16 protein-coding genes are annotated in these 19,077 nt (G+C 66.5%); 2 read left to right on the plus strand and 14 right to left on the minus strand.

The features are described 5' to 3' along the window. Window positions 1–71 precede the first annotated feature (71 nt). Both AB3X99_RS08885 and AB3X99_RS08890 read right to left on the minus strand, forming a co-directional pair. Window positions 72–872: a family 1 encapsulin nanocompartment shell protein gene (locus tag AB3X99_RS08885; RefSeq protein WP_342946713.1), complete on the minus strand. Its 801-nt coding sequence runs from the start codon at window positions 870–872 to the stop codon at window positions 72–74. Next, the gene (locus tag AB3X99_RS08890) at window positions 865–1,950 is read right to left on the minus strand and encodes a Dyp-type peroxidase (RefSeq protein ID WP_342946712.1); all 1,086 of its coding nucleotides are present in this window, start codon (window positions 1,948–1,950) and stop codon (window positions 865–867) included. Before AB3X99_RS08890 ends, AB3X99_RS08885 begins: the two co-directional genes overlap by 8 nt. Window positions 1,951–2,299: 349 nt before the next feature. Between AB3X99_RS08890 and AB3X99_RS08895 the strand changes: the two genes are divergently transcribed. Then, a complete protein-coding gene (locus AB3X99_RS08895; protein ID WP_368616668.1) occupies window positions 2,300–2,572 on the plus strand; it encodes a hypothetical protein in 273 nt (90 codons plus the stop codon). Between the two features lie 16 nt (window positions 2,573–2,588). On the opposite strand, the gene AB3X99_RS08900 is transcribed toward AB3X99_RS08895, so the two are convergent. The 5 genes from AB3X99_RS08900 to AB3X99_RS08920 form a co-directional block, all read right to left on the minus strand. Then, window positions 2,589–4,667 carry a VTT domain-containing protein gene (locus AB3X99_RS08900; protein WP_342946711.1) on the minus strand — a complete coding sequence of 693 codons (2,079 nt, stop codon included), beginning with the start codon at window positions 4,665–4,667 and terminating at the stop codon, window positions 2,589–2,591. A gap of 271 nt (window positions 4,668–4,938) precedes the next feature. After that, window positions 4,939–6,153 carry a CaiB/BaiF CoA transferase family protein gene (locus tag AB3X99_RS08905; RefSeq protein WP_368616669.1) on the minus strand — a complete coding sequence of 405 codons (1,215 nt, stop codon included), beginning with the start codon at window positions 6,151–6,153 and terminating at the stop codon, window positions 4,939–4,941. 57 nt (window positions 6,154–6,210) lie between these two features. Continuing rightward, the gene (locus AB3X99_RS08910) at window positions 6,211–7,347 is read right to left on the minus strand and encodes an acyl-CoA dehydrogenase family protein (protein WP_368616670.1); all 1,137 of its coding nucleotides are present in this window, start codon (window positions 7,345–7,347) and stop codon (window positions 6,211–6,213) included. A 19-nt stretch (window positions 7,348–7,366) separates the two neighbouring features. Then, window positions 7,367–8,563, minus strand: a complete 1,197-nt coding sequence (locus AB3X99_RS08915) for an acyl-CoA dehydrogenase family protein (RefSeq protein ID WP_368616671.1) — start codon at window positions 8,561–8,563, stop codon at window positions 7,367–7,369. Between the two features lie 26 nt (window positions 8,564–8,589). Next, on the minus strand, window positions 8,590–10,713 hold the full coding sequence (locus AB3X99_RS08920) for a 3-hydroxyacyl-CoA dehydrogenase NAD-binding domain-containing protein (RefSeq protein ID WP_368616672.1): 2,124 nt from the start codon (window positions 10,711–10,713) through the stop codon (window positions 8,590–8,592). Window positions 10,714–10,860: 147 nt separating this feature from the next. On the opposite strand from AB3X99_RS08920, the gene AB3X99_RS08925 reads away from it, so the two are divergent. Then, on the plus strand, window positions 10,861–11,769 hold the full coding sequence (locus AB3X99_RS08925) for a LysR family transcriptional regulator (RefSeq protein ID WP_069261752.1): 909 nt from the start codon (window positions 10,861–10,863) through the stop codon (window positions 11,767–11,769). Window positions 11,770–11,821: 52 nt separating this feature from the next. Here the strand turns inward: AB3X99_RS08925 and AB3X99_RS08930 are convergent, their stop codons facing one another. The 7 genes from AB3X99_RS08930 to AB3X99_RS08960 form a co-directional block, all read right to left on the minus strand. Continuing rightward, window positions 11,822–12,613: a DUF4397 domain-containing protein gene (locus tag AB3X99_RS08930; protein ID WP_368605735.1), complete on the minus strand. Its 792-nt coding sequence runs from the start codon at window positions 12,611–12,613 to the stop codon at window positions 11,822–11,824. 289 nt (window positions 12,614–12,902) lie between these two features. Beyond that, window positions 12,903–13,295 carry a Na+/H+ antiporter subunit G gene (locus AB3X99_RS08935; protein WP_368616673.1) on the minus strand — a complete coding sequence of 131 codons (393 nt, stop codon included), beginning with the start codon at window positions 13,293–13,295 and terminating at the stop codon, window positions 12,903–12,905. Window positions 13,296–13,304: 9 nt separating this feature from the next. Next, window positions 13,305–13,580 (minus strand): K+/H+ antiporter subunit F, encoded by a 276-nt coding sequence (locus tag AB3X99_RS08940; RefSeq protein WP_069261755.1) that lies wholly within the window; start codon window positions 13,578–13,580, stop codon window positions 13,305–13,307. After that, on the minus strand, window positions 13,574–14,068 hold the full coding sequence (locus AB3X99_RS08945) for a Na+/H+ antiporter subunit E (protein WP_069261756.1): 495 nt from the start codon (window positions 14,066–14,068) through the stop codon (window positions 13,574–13,576). Before AB3X99_RS08945 ends, AB3X99_RS08940 begins: the two co-directional genes overlap by 7 nt. Before the next feature lies 1 nt (window position 14,069). Further along, window positions 14,070–15,734 (minus strand): monovalent cation/H+ antiporter subunit D, encoded by a 1,665-nt coding sequence (locus AB3X99_RS08950; protein WP_368616674.1) that lies wholly within the window; start codon window positions 15,732–15,734, stop codon window positions 14,070–14,072. Next, the gene (locus tag AB3X99_RS08955) at window positions 15,731–16,084 is read right to left on the minus strand and encodes a Na+/H+ antiporter subunit C (protein ID WP_342946704.1); all 354 of its coding nucleotides are present in this window, start codon (window positions 16,082–16,084) and stop codon (window positions 15,731–15,733) included. Before AB3X99_RS08955 ends, AB3X99_RS08950 begins: the two co-directional genes overlap by 4 nt. Further along, on the minus strand, window positions 16,084–18,897 hold the full coding sequence (locus AB3X99_RS08960) for a monovalent cation/H+ antiporter subunit A (RefSeq protein ID WP_368616675.1): 2,814 nt from the start codon (window positions 18,895–18,897) through the stop codon (window positions 16,084–16,086). Before AB3X99_RS08960 ends, AB3X99_RS08955 begins: the two co-directional genes overlap by 1 nt. Window positions 18,898–19,077 lie beyond the last annotated feature (180 nt).

Genomic DNA, 19,077 nt, shown 5'->3' on the forward strand with positions numbered 1-19,077 from the left:
GCGAGGCATGAAAAAAGGGGCGCTCGCGAGGAGACGCCCCTTTTTCGTGGCCCGCGAGAATCAGCGCAGGCTCACTCCGGCTTCACCGCCACCGAAGCCTCGGAGGTCAGCATCATGAACGTGAAACTCTCCTGCAGATACAGCTTCACGCTCTTGTCGTCATGCGACGAATAGCCGATCGATACGTCCTGCCCGAGGTGGAACGCGAAATCGCCGCCACGCGTGCTCAGGATCGCGCCGCCCTCGATGGCCGGCGCCCAGATGATCTCGCCATTCACGAGGCGGCGAATGTGCTCGAGAATCGGATAACCCTGGTCGCTCGCTTCGCTCACCGCCGTGTACGCATCGGAGCCGAGCAGCACCGCATACGGGCCGTCCACGCCTTGCAGGCGCAACTGTTCGAGCGCCTTGGCGATGACCGTGGGGTAATCGGCGATATCGGCGGGCATCGGCAGGATCGGGTTCGACGAGCCTTCGCGGATGCCGGTGATCTGCGCGGCCGTGTAGCCGTCGAAAATCGCGCGGTCTTCCGCGAACGCGAGGCGCGTGGCCGCGTCCTTGGCCGGCTGCCAGTCGGAGTCTTCGGCGCCGCGCTCCACGTCGTCGATGGCTTCGCGCGAAAGTTCGAACGGCACGCGCAATTCCACGATCGCCTTCACTTCGCGCTGGCGCGCACGGATGCCTTCGAGCGGCGCTTCGATGCCGTTCTGGTGGCCGGTGCCGACCGCCGCGAGCGCGGGGCCGCCGGGGCCCTCGACGTCCACGACGCGGCGGCCCGCGAGCGAGCGCTTGAAGGTGCGCGCAACTTCTTCTTCGATTTGCGACCACGCGGCCGTGGAAATGGGCGCCAGCTCGCGATGGAGGTTATTCATACCGGGGTGCTCCTTTGAGGGATCCGATGGCGAGCGAGCCGTCCGCGCTGGGCGCGGCGGCAGACTCGGTTTCTGTTTCTGATGCGTTGGCGGCGCTCACCTCGATGGTGGGCGCGGCGCCCGGGTCGACTTCGGCGAGCGCTTCGAGCAGCGTCTGCGACGGCACGAAGAAGAGCCCCCCTGTGACGGCGCGGCTGAAGTCGAGCAGCCGGTCGTAGTTGCCGGGCGGCAGGCCGACGAACATGTTTTCGAGCATCTGTTCGATCGGCTCGGGCGAGCGCGCGTAGCCGATGAAGTAGGTGCCGAATTCGGCCGAACCGGGCCGGCCGAACGGCATGTTGTCGCGCAGGATCTTGATCTCGTTGCCCGCGTCGTCTTCGAGCGTGGTGAGCGAGCTGTGCGACCAGCTCGGCTTCACGGCTTCGTCCAGTTCGATGTCCTGGAGCTTGGTGCGCCCGATGATGTGCTCCTGCGCCTCCACGGAAAGCGCGTTCCAGCCTTTCATGTCGTGCATGTACTTCTGCACGAGCACGTAGCTGCCGCCGCAGAATTCGGGATCTTCGTTTTCGCCGATCACCGTGAAATGGACGGCTTCGTTGCCGGTCGGATTCTCGGTGCCGTCGACGAAGCCGATCATTGCGCGCATGTCGAAGTTGCGAAAGCCGTGCACTTCGTCCACGGTCGTGACCGCGCCTTCCAGGCGCGTCATGAGCTGGGTGGCCAGCTCGAAGCACAGGTCGGTTTCGTCGGCGCGAATATGCAGCAGGATGTCGCCGGGCGTGGCGATGGCCTTGCGCTCGCCCGTGCCGAATTCGCGGAACGGGTGCAGCCCGGCCGGGCGCGGCTCGCCGAACAGCTTGTCCCATGCGTCGGACGAAAAGCCGACCACGCACGACAGATTGCCGGCGGGCACGCGCTTGCCGACCGCGCGCACGAGGTTGGCGACGTCGGCGCACCAGGCGCGTACGGTGGCGCGGCTCGCGGCGTCGTCGTTGACGGTCGCGACGATGAAGAAGGCATTGCGCGTGACGGCGCTGGAGACGGACTGCGGTTCCTGCGTGAGAGAGGCCGGCGTCATGATGTGGGGTATCGCTCGTGAGTCCAGAGTCGGTTTGGGTTTTGCTGCGCCCGCATAGTTTAGCCAAACTCGGGGAAAACGGCCGTTTGCAGGCGAGTGGGTGCCGTGCGAGGATAGTCATCGTGATGATCGACGTGCCCTGATGGGCAGGCCGGAGTAAGCGCTGAAGCACTAACTCCGGGTCGACAGCTTTGCATGGGACCGGAGTAAGCGCTGAAGCGCTAACTCCGGATCGACAGCTTTGCATGGGACCGGAGTAAGCGCTAAAGCGCTAACTCCGGGTCGACAGCTTTGCATGGGACCGGAGTAAGCGCTAAAGCGCTAACTCCGGATCGACAGGAGACACAGCATGTGGGACCACACCGAGCATGAAGGCTTCGAGATCTGGGTGCTGCCGATTCCGGCGTTCGGGCCGCGCGCGCCCGAGCCGCTGTTCCACTACAGCGGCTACATCTGCCGCCACGGCGCGGACGCCCATGTCGAAGGGCGCAGCGTGCGCTTTCACGACATGATGCGCAACTACACCGGTCCCGACGCCGCGCTCGACGCAGCCTACGCCGACGCCCGCAAGCGCATCGACCGCTTCCACGCGACGGGGAGCTGGGCCGAGAGCGCGGCCTGAGCCTTCAATTTCCCTTTCAGCGGCCGCCCTGCACGATCAGCTTCACAGGCCGCCCTTCGCAGCTCACCTCGCCCGGCAGCGCGAGCGTACGCCAGCCCGCCGGCTGGCCGGGGGCGCTGAGTTCAGCGACGTCGTCGGGATAGGTCGTGACCACGTTGAACGGCCACGACCCGCGCCGCAGCCGCTCATGGACAAGCGAGCCGACCCAGATCGGCGTGGGCTCCCCGTCGCTCGCATGGCCATCGTCAGTGCCGTTTCCATTGCGCCGCGGCGCGAGCGCATAGCCCGAAGGCCAGAAGCGCAGCACGTCGCGGCGGCTGCCCGGCTCGCCCGCGTCGTTCGGCTTCCCGTCGAGGCGCGCGCGGGCGAACACGAGCGGCGAGGGCAGGCCGTTGTTCAGCTTCGGCAGCAGCGGCAGCGACATCACGTCCACGTTCGGTGCGACGAGCGATAGCACGCTCCTCACCGAGATCTGCGGACCTTCGGCCCAGCCGGCGTCACGCAGCGCCGTGCGCAGATCGTCGGCGCTCGCTGCCCACTGGATCGTCATCGGCTCGCGGCGCGCGCCTTTCATGTCGAAGCGATAGCACGCAAACGTCCTCCACAGCGAATCGCTCCACTGCATTTGCGAGAGGACGACAGGCGGCGCCGCAGCGGTCGTGGGCGGCGCGGGCGTGCGCCTGGCCGGCACCGTCTGCAGCAGAACGGCGCCGACCAGCACGAGCAGCACGATGGGCGGCACATAGGTGCGCTGCGGCGGCCGCTTGGGGTAGCGCCAGAGCGAGGTGAGCACCACGATCGCCACCCAGATGGCGGCGAAGGCCGCGCCGCCGATGGCATCCGAGAACAGGAAGCGGTCGAAATAGAGCCCCGCGAACGCCACCGCCACGATGATCCCGTTGCCGAGCGCGGCGACGAGCGCGGCCTCCAGCATGCTCGCGCGGCGCACGAGCAGGAACATCACGAAGCCGTAGACGATCACCATCGACGACACGCGGTCGCTCGGGAACACATAGGCCTCGACGGCCTGGCCGCCGCCCGGCGACGTATGGTGGATCACGAAGCGCAGGATGAGGATGAGCAACTGCGAAACGGCCGCGGCAATCATCCAGTAAGCGATGGTGCGCCAACGTCGCTCCAGCACCATCCAGATGCCCACCGTCGCGATGAGCGCCGCGAGCGTCCAGGTGCTGCCGAGCGTTTCGACGCGCGCGAGGGCCGCGTCGGCCCACGTGGTGCGGATCGACTGCAGGAACTGGCGCACGGACTGATCGATCTGCACGAGCGGCGCGCCGCGCAGCAAGTTGCCGAGCACATAGGAAAACACGGCCGCGCACACCGGCACGAGGCCCGTGATCACGATGACGGGGCCAAGCGCGGGCTGCGCCGGGTCGAGCAGGCGGGCGATGCGCTTCGAGGCGCGCCCGGGATGCTGCGCTGCCCACTGCGCCGCGCTGCGGCGCGACGCGCCGGCCCAGTTGTCGATGTGCAGTAGCAGCATGCGCACGAAGCGCCAGATGAGCCAGACCGCGAGCGCGACGATGCCGATGACGACCACCAGCCGGAACGACACCGCGCCCGCGAGCTGGAGCGAGGCGCCGAACACGACGCCCGGCACGATATGCGCGGGCGCCCAGACGAGCGCGGAAATCACGTTCATCATGAAGAAGCGCATGGGCTTCATGCCGGCCATGCCCGCGACGATTGGCACCACGGCGCGCAGCGGCGCGATGAAGCGCGCGAGGATCACGCTGCGCGTGCCGTGGCTCACGAAGTAGGCGTGTGCGCGCTCGAGAATGGCGGGGTGGCGGCTGAACGGCCACATCTGGGCCAGCGAGCCGCGGTAGCGATGGCCGATCCAGAAGCTGACGCCGTCGCCGGCCACGGCGCCCGCAATCGCGCAGACGAAGAGCCAGCCGAGGTTGATCGTGCCGGTGGCGGCGAACGCGCCGGCAATGAACATCGCCGTGCTGCCGGGAATGAACGTGCCGATGAACGCGAGCGATTCGAGGAAAGCGGCGACCACGACAAAGGCGAGCGTCCACGTCGCGTGCGCGGCGAGCAGGTGCAGCAGATGATCGTAGGCGTGCTCCATGAGCGGGGCGGGTTCGTTTGCTGGGGCTCGCGGGACGGGCGCGAGATCGGGCGGGTGGCGGTCCGCACCGGCCGTGCGCAACTAGCCGCAAGCGGCGTGCGGAACCATCAGGCGCAATATAACCGGGCGCGCGCAACTACGTGCGACACGAGGCCGGGCGGGGCGAAGCGAGGGGGCGAAGGCGGCGGCCGCGTCGCGCGGCGGCGACGCGGAAGGGGGCGCGGCGTATAGCAGGCTGCGCCAGCGAGTCCGGGTACGGCCGTGACGAGGTTCAGATAACGCCCTTCTCCTTCAACGCGGCCAGTTGTTCCGCCGAATAACCGAGCATCGAGTGCAGGACCTCCTGCGTGCCTTCGCCCAGTTGCGGAGGCGCATGCCGCACGGGCAGGCGCTCGCCGTCGAAGCGCCACGGCGGCGCGAGCACCGGCGTCGTGCCGCTTTCGGTATGCGGATGCGGCTGCTGCGTGACGAGCCCGCCAAGCGTTGCGCGTGGCGACAGCAGCGCCTCGCGCAAGCCCGCCACTTCGCCGCACGGAATGCCCGCGCCCGCGAGCCGTTCGAGCAGGAGCTTGCGCGGACGGCTGCCCAGTTCGCGCGTGAGTTCGGGCACGAGCGTTTCGCGGTTCTGTCCGCGCAGGATGTTGGTCTTGTAGCGCGCGTCGTCGGCGAGGTCTGCGCGCTCGATCACCTCGCGGCAAAAGCGCTCGAACTGCGCGTTGTTGCCCACGGTGATGACGAGCGGACCATCGGCTGCATCGAACACGCCATACGGCACGATCGACGGGTGCGCATTGCCGTAACGCGGCGGGTCCTCGCCGATCAGCAGCGCTTCGAGGCCGTAGTAAGCGGTAATCATGAGGCCGCAGTCGAACAGTGCCATCTCGATGTGGCGCCCGCGACCCGTGCGCTCGCGCTCGTAGAGCGCGGCGAGCATCGCCTGTGCGGAATACATGCCCGTGAAAAGGTCCACGGCCGCCACACCGAATTTGAGCGGCGGCTGGTGGGCTTCGCCGTTCATCGCCATGAGGCCCGTTTCACCCTGCACGACGAGGTCGTAGCCGGGGCGTGTCGCTTCGGGTCCCGTGCGGTCGTAACCCGAAATCGAGCAATAGATGAGACGCGGATTCTCGGCGCTCAACTGCTCATAGCCGAGCCCGAGCTTTTCCGCGCCGCCGAACTTGAAGTTCTGCACGACGATGTCGCTGGTTTTCGCCAGCTCGCGCACGATCTGCTGGCCTTCGGGCGTTTGCAGATCGAGCGTGATCGAACGCTTGTTGCGATTCACGCTGTTGAAGTACGCAGTCTCCGTCTTGCCGACGCGCACGCCCCAGTCGCGCGTGTCGTCGCCGCGGTCGGGATGCTCGATCTTGACGACTTCCGCGCCGAGATCGCCGAGCACCATTGCGCTCCACGGCCCGGCCAGCACGCGCGAAAGATCGAGCACGCGCACGCCCGCCAGGGGCAAGCTGCTTTTGTCCGTCTGCATCAACAGGTACTCCTGGTTCGTTGTCGGGGCGACTGTATGCAGTCGCCCCCTCATGGCTCACGCCGCCTCACGCCCCAATGCGATGTAGCGCGCGAGATGATGATCCTCGTCGCCAAGCTGATGATCGATCATCACCAGCCGCTTTGCATAGTGCGCGAGCGGCAATTCCCACGTCATGCCGATGCCGCCGTGCAGCTGGATCGCTTCTTCGGCCACGCGCGCGCCAATACGCCCGATCGTGTACTTGGCGGCCGAAAGCGCACGTTCGCGCTGCGCGCGCGGCGCGTCGAGCGCCGCCACTGCGTTGATGACCGCCGAGCGCGCCTGCTCGATTTCGAGCAGCACGTCCGCCATGCGATGCTGCAGCGCCTGGAAGCTGCCGATGGGCAAACCGAACTGCTTGCGCGTGCGCAGGTAGTCGAGCGTGAAGTCACGCGCGATCTCCATTGCGCCCACGGCTTCCGATGCGAGCGCGACGATGCCGTAACCGCGCGCATGCTCGAGCGTCGCGAAGCCGCTGTCTTGCGCGCCGACGAGCGCATCGGCATGCACCTTTACGTTGTCGAGCGCCACTTCCGCTGCGCGGCCGCCGTCGATCTTGCGGTAGCCACGCAGGCTCACGCCCGCTGCGTCGCGCGGCACGAGGAAGAGGGAGAGGCCTGCTTCGGCGAATGCATCGCCGGAAGTACGCGCCGAAACGAGCAGCACGTCGGCATGTTCGGCGAGCTGCACGACGCCCTTCGCGCCCTGCAGCACCCAGCCATCGCCGCTTTTCCCCGCGCGCGTCGCCACGCGTGCGTCCTCGTAGTGCGAACCCGGCTCGTCGTGCGCGAGCGCGGCGATTTGCGAGCCGTCGATGAACGATGCGATGCGCGCTCGCTGCGCCTCGCTGCCCGCGTGGGCGAGCGCGCGGCCGACGATCAGCGTGTCGAGGAACGGCTCGACCACGAGTCCACGCCCGAGCGCTTCGAACACCACCGCGACATCGAAGCCCGCGCCGCCAAAGCCGCCATCGGCCTCGTCGAACAGCGCGCCGATCACGCCGAGTTCGGCGAAGCGCTGCCACATGTCTGCGCTAAAGCCTTCTTCGGAGCGCGCGATTGTATCGCGGGTATTGAAATCGTATTGCTCCGTGATGAAACGATTGAGCGTATCCGCGAGCATGCGGCGGTCTTCTGTGTGCTGGAAGTCCATGGCGTGCCTCTCAAAGATCTCAAAGACCGAGAATCATCTTGGAGATGATGTTCTTCTGAATTTCGTTGGAGCCGCCAAAGATCGACAGCTTGCGGTTGTTGAAGTACTGCGCGGCGGCGCTGGCGGCCTCAATGGGCCCGATTGCCTCGCCCGCATACCCTTCTTCGAGCGCTTCTTCGACGAACGGCGCCGCATACGGCCCCATCGCGCGGCGCAGCAGCGAGGAAATCTCCTGGCGGATCTCGGTGCCGCGAATCTTGAGCATCGAGCTTTCCGCACCGGGCACGCCGCCGCCCGCCACGGCAGCGATCACGCGCAGGTTGGTCGTCTTCATGTTCTCCAGATCGATCTCGACCTTTGCGATGTGCGCCGCAAACTGCGGATCTTCTGCAAGCGGCTTGCCGTTGCGCGTGATCTTCTGCGCGGCGCGCTTCAGGCGAGCGAGCGCCGCCACCGAAAAGCCCACGCCGGCGATATTCGTGCGCTCGTAAGTGAGCAGATATTTCGCGTAAGTCCAGCCGCGGTTTTCTTCTCCAACGAGGTTCGCCACCGGCACGCGCACGTCGGTGAAGAACACTTCGTTGACCTCATGTTCGCCGTCGAGCGTGACGATGGGGCGAACCTCGATGCCCGGCGTGTTCATGTCGATCAGCAGGAAGCTGATGCCTTCCTGCTTGCGCACGTCGGCGGCGGTGCGCACGAGGCAGAAAATCATGTTCGCGTAGTGACCGAGCGTGGTCCACGTTTTCTGGCCGTTCACCACGTAATGGTCGCCGTCGCGAACGGCGGTCGTGCGCAGCGAGGCGAGGTCCGAGCCCGCGCCCGGTTCGGAATAGCCCTGGCACCACCAGTCCGAGCCGTCGAGAATGCGCGGCAGCCAGTAGCGTTTTTGCGCCTCGCTGCCGTACTTGATGAGCACGGGCCCGAGCATGTTCACGCCGAACGGCACGATGCGCGGCGCGCCCGCAATCGCGCATTCGTTCTCGAAGATGAACTTCTGTACGGCGCTCCAGCCGGGGCCGCCGTATTCCTGCGGCCAGTGATTCGCGAGCCAGCCTTTTTCGTTCAGGATGGCGTGCCATTGCGCCATGTCGTCGCGCGTGAGGTGCAGCCCATTGCTCACCTTGCTGGCGAGGCGCTGTGGCAGGCGCTCGTTCAGGAACGCGAGCACTTCGCTGCGAAACGCCTCTTCTTCGGCGGTGAATTTCAGGTCCATGTGTGAAAAGCTCCTTCAGGGCACATTCAGGCCGATTGATTGAGGCTCGCGAAATTCTCGCCGCGCTCGACCAGTTCGACGAGCAGCGGCGAAGGACGCCAGAACAGCGGATCTGCCTTCGCATACTCGCGGATATCGGCGAGCACGTTGGCGAGGCCCACGGTATCGGCGTACTTCATCGGACCGCCGCGATAGCGCGGAAAGCCGTAGCCGTAGAGCAGCGTGACATCGACATCGAGCGGGCGCAGGGCGATCTTTTCATGCACGACGTTCGCGCCTTCGTTGATCATCGCAGCCATGTAGCGGCGCATGATGGCTTCGTCGCTGAAGCTGCGCGGCTCGATACCGGTGCGCTCGCGCTCGGCGCGGATGATGGACTCGACTTCGGGATCGGGCGTGCCCGTGCGTGCGCCTTCGGGGTAGAGATAGAAGCCGCGGCCCGTCTTCTGGCCGAACCAGCCGCGCTCGCAGATGCGGTCGGCGATCTGCACGTAGCGCGCCTTCGGGTCGCGTGTGGCGGCGCGGCGCTTGCGCGTGGCCCAGCCGATGTCGCCGCCCGCGAGATCGACCACCTGGTACGGGCCCATCGGAAAACCGAAGTCGCGCACTGCCTTGTCGATCTGATAGGGCGAAGCGCCGTCTTCCATCAGATGATCCGCAGCCGTGCGGAACACCGCGAGAATGCGGTTGCCGATGAAGCCGTCGCACACGCCGGCGCGCACCGGCACCTTGCGCAGCTTCTTCGCCAGCTCGAACGCGGTGGCCACGACATCGGCGCTCACCTGCTTCGGCACCACGATTTCCAGCAGCTTCATGATGTTGGCGGGCGAGAAGAAGTGCAGGCCCACCACGTCTTGTGGGCGTTCGATGCTGGCCGCGATGGCGTCGATGTCGAGATACGAGGTGTTGGTCGCGAGCACGGCGCCGGGCTTGCACACGCGGTCGAGTTCGGCGAACACGGCCTGCTTCACGGCCATGTCCTCGAACACGGCTTCGATGACGAGATCGGTGTTCCCGAGCGCGTCGTACGAGGTGCTGCCGCTAAAGCGCGCGAGGATCTGCGCTTTCGCTTCGGGTTTCATGCGGCCCTTGGCGATGAGGCCGTCGTAGACCTTTTCCACATGGGCGCGGCCGCGCGCGAGCGAGGCGTCGTCGCGCTCGATCATCGTCACGGGCAGGCCCGCGTCGAGCACGGCCACGGCAATGCCCGCGCCCATCGTGCCGCCGCCGATCACGCCGACGGTGTCGATCGCGCGCGGCTTCGCGCTCTTCGTTTCTGGGGCCTTCTGCACTTCGCGCTCCGCGAAGAATGCGTGCACGAGACCCGCGCGCTGGGGGCTTTCGAGGCATTCGAGGAACTGCTTGCGCTCGAAGCGCAGGCCTTCGTCGAACGACAGATCGAGCGCGGCCTGCACGCAATCGACGATCTTCAGCGGCGAGAACAGGCCACGCGACTTCTTCGCGGTTTCGGCGCGGGCGGCGTCGATTGCGGCTTGCGCCTGGGCGCGATCGGCGAGCGCCTGGGCGTCGCGCGTGCGTCGCACCGGCGCGTGACCCGCGAGCAGTTCCTGCGCGTAGGCGAGGCCTTCGGCGAGTATGTCGTCGCTCGCGCCCACGCGGTCGACGAGGCCCAGCTTGTGCGCTTCCTGCGCGCTCGCGTGACGGCCGCTCAGCATCAGCGAGAGCGCCGCTTCGGCGCCGATCAGGCGCGGCGTGCGTTGCGTGCCGCCGGCACCAGGCAGCAGGCCCAGCTGCACTTCGGGCAGGCCGAGCTTCGCGCCCGCCACGGCGAGCCGGTAGTGCGCCGCGAGCGCCACTTCGAGGCCGCCGCCGAGCGCCGCGCCGTGAATGGCGGCGATCACCGGCTTGTGGCAGGCCTCGATGCGGTTGCACACGTCGGGCAGCGCGGGCGGCTGCGGCGGCTTGCCGAACTCGCGGATGTCCGCGCCGGCAATGAAATTGCGCCCCGCGCCGACGATCAGCACGGCCTGCACGGCGTCGTTTGCCTCGGCATGCTCGATGGCGGCGGCGAGGCCGCGGCGCACGTCCACGCCCAGCGCGTTGACGGGCGGATTGTCCACGGTGACGAGCAGCACCTTGCCGCGCAGTTCATGAGTGACGGGGGAGGCGTTCACGGGATCGGATGCCATGGCGATGCTGTCTCCATAATGAGGGCCGGACTGGCGGGCCAGACGGCAATGTTTCATGTTCGCGTCGATTCTCGGCGTGACAGGGGCAATTGACAATCCCATCGCTCGTTGACAGACTGTCAAGGTATTTTTGACAGTGGATGTGCCATGGACGTCAATGCGCTAACCCTGCTCGTCGAAATTCTCGACGCGGGCAACCTCAGCGAGGCGGCGCGCCGGCTCAAGATGAGCCGCGCGAACGTCAGCTACCACCTCAACCATCTGGAGAAGTCGATCGGCCTGCAGCTCGTGCGTCGCACCACGCGCCGTGTCGAGCCGACCGAAATCGGCTTGAAGCTCTACGAGCACGGCCGCGCGATCCAGAACGCGCTGCTCGCCGCGCGCGAATCGGTTTCCACCCTCGGCCAGAGCCTGCAGGGGCGCGTGCGGCTTTCGGTGCCGAGCGGCTACGGGCAGCTCGTGATGTCGGACTGGCTCATCCAGTTCAAGCGGATGTACCCCGGCATCGTGCTCGACGTGATGTTCGAAAACCGCGTGGAAGACCTGCTGCGCGACGAAGTCGATATTGCCGTGCGCGTGATGCACGAGCCGCCGCAGAATCTCGTGGCGCGCGACATGGGGCCGGTGAAGTACATCGCATGTGCCTGTACGGCGTGGGCCGAACAGCACGGCATGCCGCAAACGCTCGAGGATCTGGCGCGTGCGCCCGTCATCACGGCAACGGTGGTGGGGCGGCAATTGCGCCTTGCGGGTTATCTAAACGAGGACCGGCACGAAGTGCTGCTCGAACCCTCGATCATTTCGGAAAACTTTCTATTTCTGCGCCAGTCGATTCTCGCGGGACTCGGCGTGGGTATCGTGCCCGACTACGTGATGCACGACGACATTCGCCAGGGCGCTGCCGTCACGTCGCTCGACGCGTGGCGTTTGAGCATATTCGGCACGCATATGTACATGCTCTATATGCCGAACCGCCACCACACGCGGGCGGCGGCCACCTTCATCGATTACGTGCTGGGCGAGGCCCGCAAAACCGGGCGCGGCGCGGCCGCGTGAGCGGCGCAGGTAGCACGCCGCCACTCGCCGCGCCAGGTGCATGCGCAACCGACTACTGGCCTGTGAGCGTGTTGCTGTACTCCACGGCGGGCTGCGAGGTGTTGCCGCCTTGCGCGACGAGCAGGTGAATCTGGCCCGGCAGGAGCTGCGAGAGCGTACCTGAGATCGGCACGGTCGTAATGAGCCAGTCCGCATTGTTCGCGAGGTTGAAAGAGGACGACTCGTAGATCGCCGTCTTGCTGCCCGCTGCCGTGACGATCGCCACGTAGTTGCCGCCGTTCATATAGATCGAGTCCTGTCCGCTTGCGGGCACGGCATTCTTGTAGCCCACGGCCGGCAAGGTCGGCTGCACGGCGCTGATATCCGTGCCGGGCGCAACGATGTAGATGTCGAGATTCTGCGCATTGACGGTGGCGTTGAACGCGCGCAGGCGTGCGCTGCTGGAAAGCAGGCCCTTGTCGAACGGATCGTCGATCAGGCCGATGTCGCCGCCCGTGAGCGCGGGCAACGCGAGCACGGTGTACTCGTGACCCTTCGCCACGTCGGCGAAGGCGCCGCTTGCAATCGGCGTGGTCGTGCCCGTGCTTGCATACGAGACGTTGGTGTTGCCGGTGTTGATGTTGGCGAAGTTCGTGACCTGCTTGTACGCGATGTTCGTCTGCAGGGCGCTCCCATTCACCAGAAAATCGACATTCGGGCCGCCGGGGAGCGCATGCACGAAATGTATCTCGGGGTTCTGCACGCCGATTTCCTTGCCGACGTCGTTGCTGCTGCTGCCGCCGCCGCATGCCGTGAGCAGGGCTGCCGCGCTCGCAAACGCGAGCAGGGTGCGTATCGTCTTCATTGTTGACCTCATTCGTTTCGTTCGAGCTGCACGGTGTACGGCCTCGATTGCGGCCGCGCGTTGTTATCGCGCCCCCGCGCGAGCCGGGACGCCGGCGCGATGCTGCATAGGGGCGATCACGATCAGCAATTGGTGTGCCGTGCGTGGCGATTCGACGCGATGCATGCGCGCGCAACGGGATGAGGGGAGGAGAGCGATGGGGGCGGCGCGCGGATGAAGCGTGGCGCGCCCGACTTTTGCGACGTTCGATGGCAGCTTTTACCGGCGGCGCGAAGATCCGCGCCGATATTCAAGCGTCCTGCGCAGAATTGTTGTCCGGGTTCGCGTCTTGCTTGCCGACTGCACTTGCGCCGGCGGCATCCGGCCGTCCGCGTGTGACGGACGAAACGGCGACGCGTTGCTGAATCCCGGCCTTGGAGAGCATATGTGCGCTGATGGGCGCGGTGAGAAACAGGAACGCTGGAATCAGCACTTCGTGCAGGCTCGCGAAATTGTTGCGCGTACTGAAGTACACAACGGAAGCGAGCACGACGCCGCCTACGCCGAGCGTGGTCGATTTGGTCGGCCCGTGCAGGCGCATGTAGAAGTCGGGCAGGCGCGCGAGGCCGATCGCGCCGATCAGCGTGAACGCGCTGCCGAGCAGGAGCAGCACGCAGACAATCGCTTCGATGACGGTTTGCATGGCGAAGCCCTAGTTCAGTTCGATGATGTCGCCGCGCTGCAGGTACTTCGTGAACGCGACGGTTGCCACGAACCCCATGACCGCGATGAGCAGCGCGATTTCGAAGAAGACCGTCGAACGCAGCATGATGCCGTAGACGACGATGAGCGCGATCGCGTTGATATTGAGCGTGTCGAGCGCAACGAGCCGGTCGGGCAGCGAAGGCCCGCGCACGAGGCGCACGAGCGTGAGCAGGAACGCGAGCCCGAGGATCGCGAACGACACCGGAATGACGATGGCTAGCATGCGAAGATCTCCATGAGGGGCGCTTCGTAACGGGACTTGATCAAGGCGACGAGCGCGGCTTCGTCTTCGAGATCGAGCACGTGCACGACGAGGCGCCTGCGGTCGTCGGAAAGCTCGGCACACAGCGTGCCGGGGCTCAGCGAGACGATGCTGATGAGCGCCGAGAGTGCGATTTCGTGGGTGCTGTCGAGCGGCACGTCGATGAAGGCGGGGCGCAGGCGCTTCGTGGGGCCAAGCACGAGCAATGCGACTTCGAGATTCGCCACGAGGATGTCGTAGAGCACATGCCCGAAGAGCCGTACGAGCAGCCACGGCCTGCCGAAGCGCACGGGCGCGAGCCATAGCCCTTCGCCCACGCGGTAGGCGATGGCGGTCCCGAGCACGAAGCCAAGGAGCAGGTTGCCCGGCGACACGTCGTTCATCAGCAAGACCCAGCATACGAGCAGCACGACGGTGAGCCAGGGGTGTGGAAAGAGCCTCTTGAGCATGTCAGCTTCCTGCGCCCTGTGACGTTTGCGCGGCCTGCGCGGGCAGGATCGCGTGAACGTAGGCTGTGCGGTCGAGCAACTGCGCGGCGGCGGCGTCGAGATACTGCTTGAGGGGGCCGGCAAACACCGTTGCCGCCACCACGCCCGCGAGCAGCAGCGCACACGCGGCGAGCTTTGCGCGGCTGCCGCGCGGCGCGGTGGCGGGTGCGCCGTCGTAGGCGCGTGCAGCGGGTATCGCCCACAACAGGCGTGTGCCTGTACGGCTGAGCGCGACGATCGACAGCAGCCCCGCAACCAGCACGGCGGGCCAGAGCACGACGGCCTGCGCAAGCGGCGTGGCGGCGAGCACCATGGCCTTGCCGAGAAAACCCGAGAGCGGCGGCAGGCCGACTGCGCCAACGGCTGCCGCGAGATAGAGCACACCGGCGAGGTTCGAAGGCCAGGGCTTGGGCGCTTTTTCAGGGGCCGTTGCCTTGGGAGCCGTTGCGATCGGCTCGCTGTCTGCTTCGGGTGGGATGGCGGGCGCGGTGGCGTCGTCGAGCGATTCCAGCGAGGCGGGCTCGCGTGTTTCGGCTGCAGCGGCCACGGTCGCCGGCTCGCCTGGTTCGGACTCCAGGGTATCGGCGAGCATGAACAGCGCACCCGTGCATAGCGTCGTGCTGATGAGGTAGTACAGCAGCGCGCTCCAGGCGAGCACGGTCTGCAGCGTGACAGCCGTAATCAGCAGGCCGACCGAGACCAGCACGAGAAAACCGGTCGTGGTCTTGAGGCTCGATACCGCGAGCGCGCCGAGCGCGCCATAGACGATCGTCGCAATGGCGAGCCACCACGCCCATTGATGCAGGAACGCGTCGAGTACGCCGCCCGCCGCGCCGAACACGAGCGCGTCGCAGCGAAGCATCGCGTAGATGCCTACCTTGGTCATGATCGCGAACAGCGCGGCCACGGGCCCGATTGCGCTTCGATACGCCTGTGGCAACCAGAACGACATGGGGAAGACGGCGGCCTTCAGGCCGAATACGAGCATGAGCGTCGCGCCCGCGAACTGCGCGAGCGGCAGCGACGCGGGGTCCAGGTGCGCGAGCCGCTCGCCCGCGTCGGCCATGTTGAGCGTGCCCGTGAGGCCGTACAGCACGCCCAGCGCGATCAGGAAGAACGACGAGCCCACGAGGTTCAACAGCATGTAGTGCAGGCCATTGCGCACGCGGCGGCGGCCGCCGCCATGCAGCAGCAGCGCGTAGGAGGCGATCAGCAGCAGCTCGAAGAAGACGAACAGGTTGAAGAGATCGCCGGCGAGAAACGCGCCGTTCAGGCCCATCAGCTCGAACTGCACGAGCGCGCGATAGTAGCGCCCGCGCCGGACATCGGCGCTCGTGGTGCCGAGCAGGCAGCAACACGCGAGCAGCGCGGTCAGCACGAGCATGAGTGCGCCGAGCCGGTCGATCTGCAACACGATGCCGAACGGCGCGGGCCACGCGCCGAGTGCATAGCCGGCAATCTGTCCTTGCGCCGCGAATTCGGCGAGCGCCGCCGCGATGGGCAGCAGCGCGAGCGTGGCAATCACGTTGATCGCACGCTGCAGGCGCTTCGCGCGCAGCGGCAGCGCAACGATCGCGCCGGCCGCGAACAGCGGAATCAGGATGGGGAGGATGAGAGCGTGATTCATTCGCTGCGCATCTCCAGGCGGCTGCGCTGCGGGTTGTCGCCGTCCACGTGGTCGGTGCCGTCGATCGCGAGCGCGCGCAGCGCGAGCACGACCGTGAAGGCCGTCATGGCGAAGCCGATCACGATCGCAGTGAGCACGAGTGCCTGCGGCACCGGGTCCGCATACTGTGCCCCCGGCGTGATCACGGGCGGCTTGCCGGTGGAGAGCCGGCCCATGCCGAGCAGGAACAGGTTGATCGCATAGGAGAACAGCGTGATACCGAGGATCACCGGCAGCACGCGCGCGCACAGCAGCAGGTAGAGGCCGCTCGCGCAGAGCACGCCGAGCGTAATGGCGAAGGCGGCTTCCATCAGCTTTTCTCCACGGATTGCATGTCCTTGTCGCGCACGCCGAGGTGCGAGACGATCGTGAGCGTCGTGCCGACCACGGCGCCGAGCACGCCGAGGTCGAACAGCATGGCCGTGCTCAGTTCGATTTCGCCGATCAGCGGCACGTGCAGATGGCCGAACGCGCTGGTGAGGAACGGGTGGCCGAGCACGATCGCGCCTACGCCCGTCGCGGCCGCGACGAGAATGCCGAGGCCCGCGAGCCCGCGGTAGTTGATGCGGATGCGCGACTCGGTCCACAGCACGCCGCTCGCCACGTATTGCAGCAGCAGCGCAATGGAGATCACGAGCGAGGCGATGAAGCCGCCGCCTGGCAGATTGTGGCCACGCAGAAAGATGAACACGGCAACGAGCAGGGTGAGCGGCAGCATGAGGCGCGCGAGAATGGCGAGCAGCAGCGGATGCGACTGCGACGACCACGGCAGGCCGCCCGGGCCCGTATCGGGCGATTTCAGGCGCAGGCCGCGCAGCAGCGCCTTGACGGCGAGCCCCGCCACCACCAGCACGCTGATCTCGACCATCGTGTCGAAGCCGCGGAAATCCACGAGGATCACGTTCACGACGTTGTGGCCGCCGCTGCCCGGCAGCGCGTTCGCGAGAAAGAACTGGCCGACGCCACCGATGGGGGCGCGCGTCATCACGGCATACGCCACGGCGCCGATCAGCGCGCCGCCCGCGAGTGCGAGCACCGCGTTGCGGGTACGTGCGGCTGGAGGCTCCTGCGCGCGCTGCACGACAGGCAAAAAGTAGATGGCGAGCACGAGAAGCAGCACCGTGACCACTTCCACTGAAATTTGCGTGAGCGCGAGGTCGGGCGCGGAAAAACGCACGAACGCCAGCGTGACGAGCAACCCGCAGGTGCTCAGCATCACGAGCGCATAGAGCGTATTGGCGCGCACGAGCACGACGCCTACCGCCATCAACGCCATCAGCACGAGGCCGACGAGCGTCATCGCATCGAGCGGCGCCGAGCGGTATGCGCCGTCCAGCGAGGTAAGCGCGAGGAGCGCCGAGCCCGGCACGATCAGCATCGCCGCGATCATCCACGCGAGATACGCCGGCAGCGAGCGCGTTTCGAAGAGATCGACCACGACGCCCGCGGCTTTTTCGAGCTGCTGCACGAAGCGGTCGAAGCCTTCGCTCGCGTTCATTTCGGAGAGCACCGAACGATGATGGCGGAACGCGTCGCGGCGATAGAAGAACAGCAGCGCGCCGCCCACGAACGACACGCAGCTCATCAGGAGCGGCAGATTGATGCCGTGCCACAAGCTCAGGCTGTACGTGGGCACGCTGCCGCCCAGCGCGAACCATGCCGCGGACTCGAGCATCCTGCCGATGGTCTGCTGCGGCACGAGGCCCACGAGCAGACAGATGACGACGAGAATCTCGACGGGCAGCTTCATGAAACGCGGCGGTTCGTGCGGCGGGTAGTGCGGAAGGTCGTGCGGGGTTTCTCCGTCGAAGAACACGCCCCACACGAAGCGCAGCGAATACGCGACCGAGAGCCCCGCCGCGATGACGGCGAGCGCGGGGATGATCCAGTTGAAGTCGCCGAGGAGTCCTTGTGCGAGCGTTTCGCCGAAGAACATCTCCTTCGAGAGGAAGCCGTTGAGCAGCGGCACGCCCGCCATGGCGAGCGATGCCACGGCGGCTAGCGCGGCGGTATGCGGCATGAAGCGGCGCAAGCCACGCAGCCGGCCCAGGTCGCGCGTGCCCGCTTCATGGTCGATGATGCCCGCCGCCATGAAGAGCGAAGCCTTGAACACCGCGTGATTGAAGGTGTGAAAGAGCGCGGCGACGGTGGAGAGCTGCGTGTCGAGGCCGAACAGCAGCACGATGAGCCCGAGATGGCTGATGGTGGAATACGCGAGCAGTCCCTTGAGATCGCGCTGCACGAGCGCCATGGCCGCGCCGCCCGTGAGCGTGACGAGGCCGATCAGGCTCGTCACGTAGAAGAACCAGTCGGTGCCTTCGAGCACGGGGTAAAAGCGCGCGATGAGGAAGATGCCCGCCTTGACCATGGTCGCCGAATGCAGGTATGCGGAAACGGGCGTGGGTGCCGACATCGCATGCGGCAGCCAGAAGTGGAACGGGAACTGCGCCGACTTCGTGCAGGCCGCGAAAAGCACGAGCAGGAGAATTGCGGGATACAGCGGATTGCGCTGTACGAGACCCGCATGCGCGAGCACCACATCGAGGTCGTAGCTGCCGCAGACATGGCCAAGCAGCAGCACGGCGGCCAGCAGCGCGAGACCGCCCGCGCCCGTGATGGTGAGCGCCATGCGCGCGCCGCGCCGCGCTTCGGGGCGCGACGGCCAGAAGCCGATCAGCAGGAACGACACGATGCTCGTGAGTTCCCAGAAGATCACGAGCAGCAGCAGGTTGTCCGACAGCACCACGCCGAGCATCGCGCCCATGAAGAGCAGCAGCAGCGCGTAAAGGCGCGGCAGCGACTCGCTGCCCGCGAGGTAGTAGCGTGCGTAGATAAAAACGAGCAGGCCGATTGCGAGCACGAGCAGCGCAAACATGAACGAAAGACCGTCCAGGCGCAGAGCGAACGAGAGGCCGAGCTGCGGGATCCAGTCGGCCTGCCAGTGCAGTACGCCATGGGTGGCCATGCCTACACGTTCGCTGCCCAGCAGTCCCAGGCCGAAGAGCGCGGCCGCGAATGCGATCCACGTGCCGCAGGGGGACGCCCAGCGTCCGGCGAGCGGCCCCGCGAACGCGACGAGCGCTGCGGCGACGAACGGTAATACGACGAGCCACCCCATTGCCATTCGACACTCCCCGTGGGTCCGACCGGGCGCCGAGTCGCCGCGCCGCAGTTCACGATCATAGCCGCAAACGGGGACGGAGTTCATTCATGTGGCATCGAGGCGGCCACGGGGTGCGACAGGAAATAACCGTGCGTCAGGTCCTCCGGCCTCGGGGCTCGTCGACGATCTTCACGGGCACGT

The sequence above is a fragment of the Paraburkholderia sp. BR10882 genome (assembly GCF_040948855.1).
GTDB lineage: Bacteria > Pseudomonadota > Gammaproteobacteria > Burkholderiales > Burkholderiaceae > Paraburkholderia > Paraburkholderia nodosa_A.

Excerpts from the sequence above, each read along its gene's own strand:
- AB3X99_RS08885 (WP_342946713.1), bottom strand. The coding sequence starts at position 872 with ATGAATAACCTCCATCGCGAGCTGGCGCCCATTTCCACGGCCGCGTGG.
- AB3X99_RS08890 (WP_342946712.1), bottom strand. The coding sequence starts at position 1,950 with ATGACGCCGGCCTCTCTCACGCAGGAACCGCAGTCCGTCTCCAGCGCC.
- AB3X99_RS08895 (WP_368616668.1), top strand. The coding sequence starts at position 2,300 with ATGTGGGACCACACCGAGCATGAAGGCTTCGAGATCTGGGTGCTGCCG.
- AB3X99_RS08900 (WP_342946711.1), bottom strand. The coding sequence starts at position 4,667 with ATGGAGCACGCCTACGATCATCTGCTGCACCTGCTCGCCGCGCACGCG.
- AB3X99_RS08905 (WP_368616669.1), bottom strand. The coding sequence starts at position 6,153 with ATGCAGACGGACAAAAGCAGCTTGCCCCTGGCGGGCGTGCGCGTGCTC.
- AB3X99_RS08910 (WP_368616670.1), bottom strand. The coding sequence starts at position 7,347 with ATGGACTTCCAGCACACAGAAGACCGCCGCATGCTCGCGGATACGCTC.
- AB3X99_RS08915 (WP_368616671.1), bottom strand. The coding sequence starts at position 8,563 with ATGGACCTGAAATTCACCGCCGAAGAAGAGGCGTTTCGCAGCGAAGTG.
- AB3X99_RS08920 (WP_368616672.1), bottom strand. The coding sequence starts at position 10,713 with ATGGCATCCGATCCCGTGAACGCCTCCCCCGTCACTCATGAACTGCGC.
- AB3X99_RS08925 (WP_069261752.1), top strand. The coding sequence starts at position 10,861 with ATGGACGTCAATGCGCTAACCCTGCTCGTCGAAATTCTCGACGCGGGC.
- AB3X99_RS08930 (WP_368605735.1), bottom strand. The coding sequence starts at position 12,613 with ATGAAGACGATACGCACCCTGCTCGCGTTTGCGAGCGCGGCAGCCCTG.
- AB3X99_RS08935 (WP_368616673.1), bottom strand. The coding sequence starts at position 13,295 with ATGCAAACCGTCATCGAAGCGATTGTCTGCGTGCTGCTCCTGCTCGGC.
- AB3X99_RS08940 (WP_069261755.1), bottom strand. The coding sequence starts at position 13,580 with ATGCTAGCCATCGTCATTCCGGTGTCGTTCGCGATCCTCGGGCTCGCG.
- AB3X99_RS08945 (WP_069261756.1), bottom strand. The coding sequence starts at position 14,068 with ATGCTCAAGAGGCTCTTTCCACACCCCTGGCTCACCGTCGTGCTGCTC.
- AB3X99_RS08950 (WP_368616674.1), bottom strand. The coding sequence starts at position 15,734 with ATGAATCACGCTCTCATCCTCCCCATCCTGATTCCGCTGTTCGCGGCC.
- AB3X99_RS08955 (WP_342946704.1), bottom strand. The coding sequence starts at position 16,084 with ATGGAAGCCGCCTTCGCCATTACGCTCGGCGTGCTCTGCGCGAGCGGC.
- AB3X99_RS08960 (WP_368616675.1), bottom strand. The coding sequence starts at position 18,897 with ATGGCAATGGGGTGGCTCGTCGTATTACCGTTCGTCGCCGCAGCGCTC.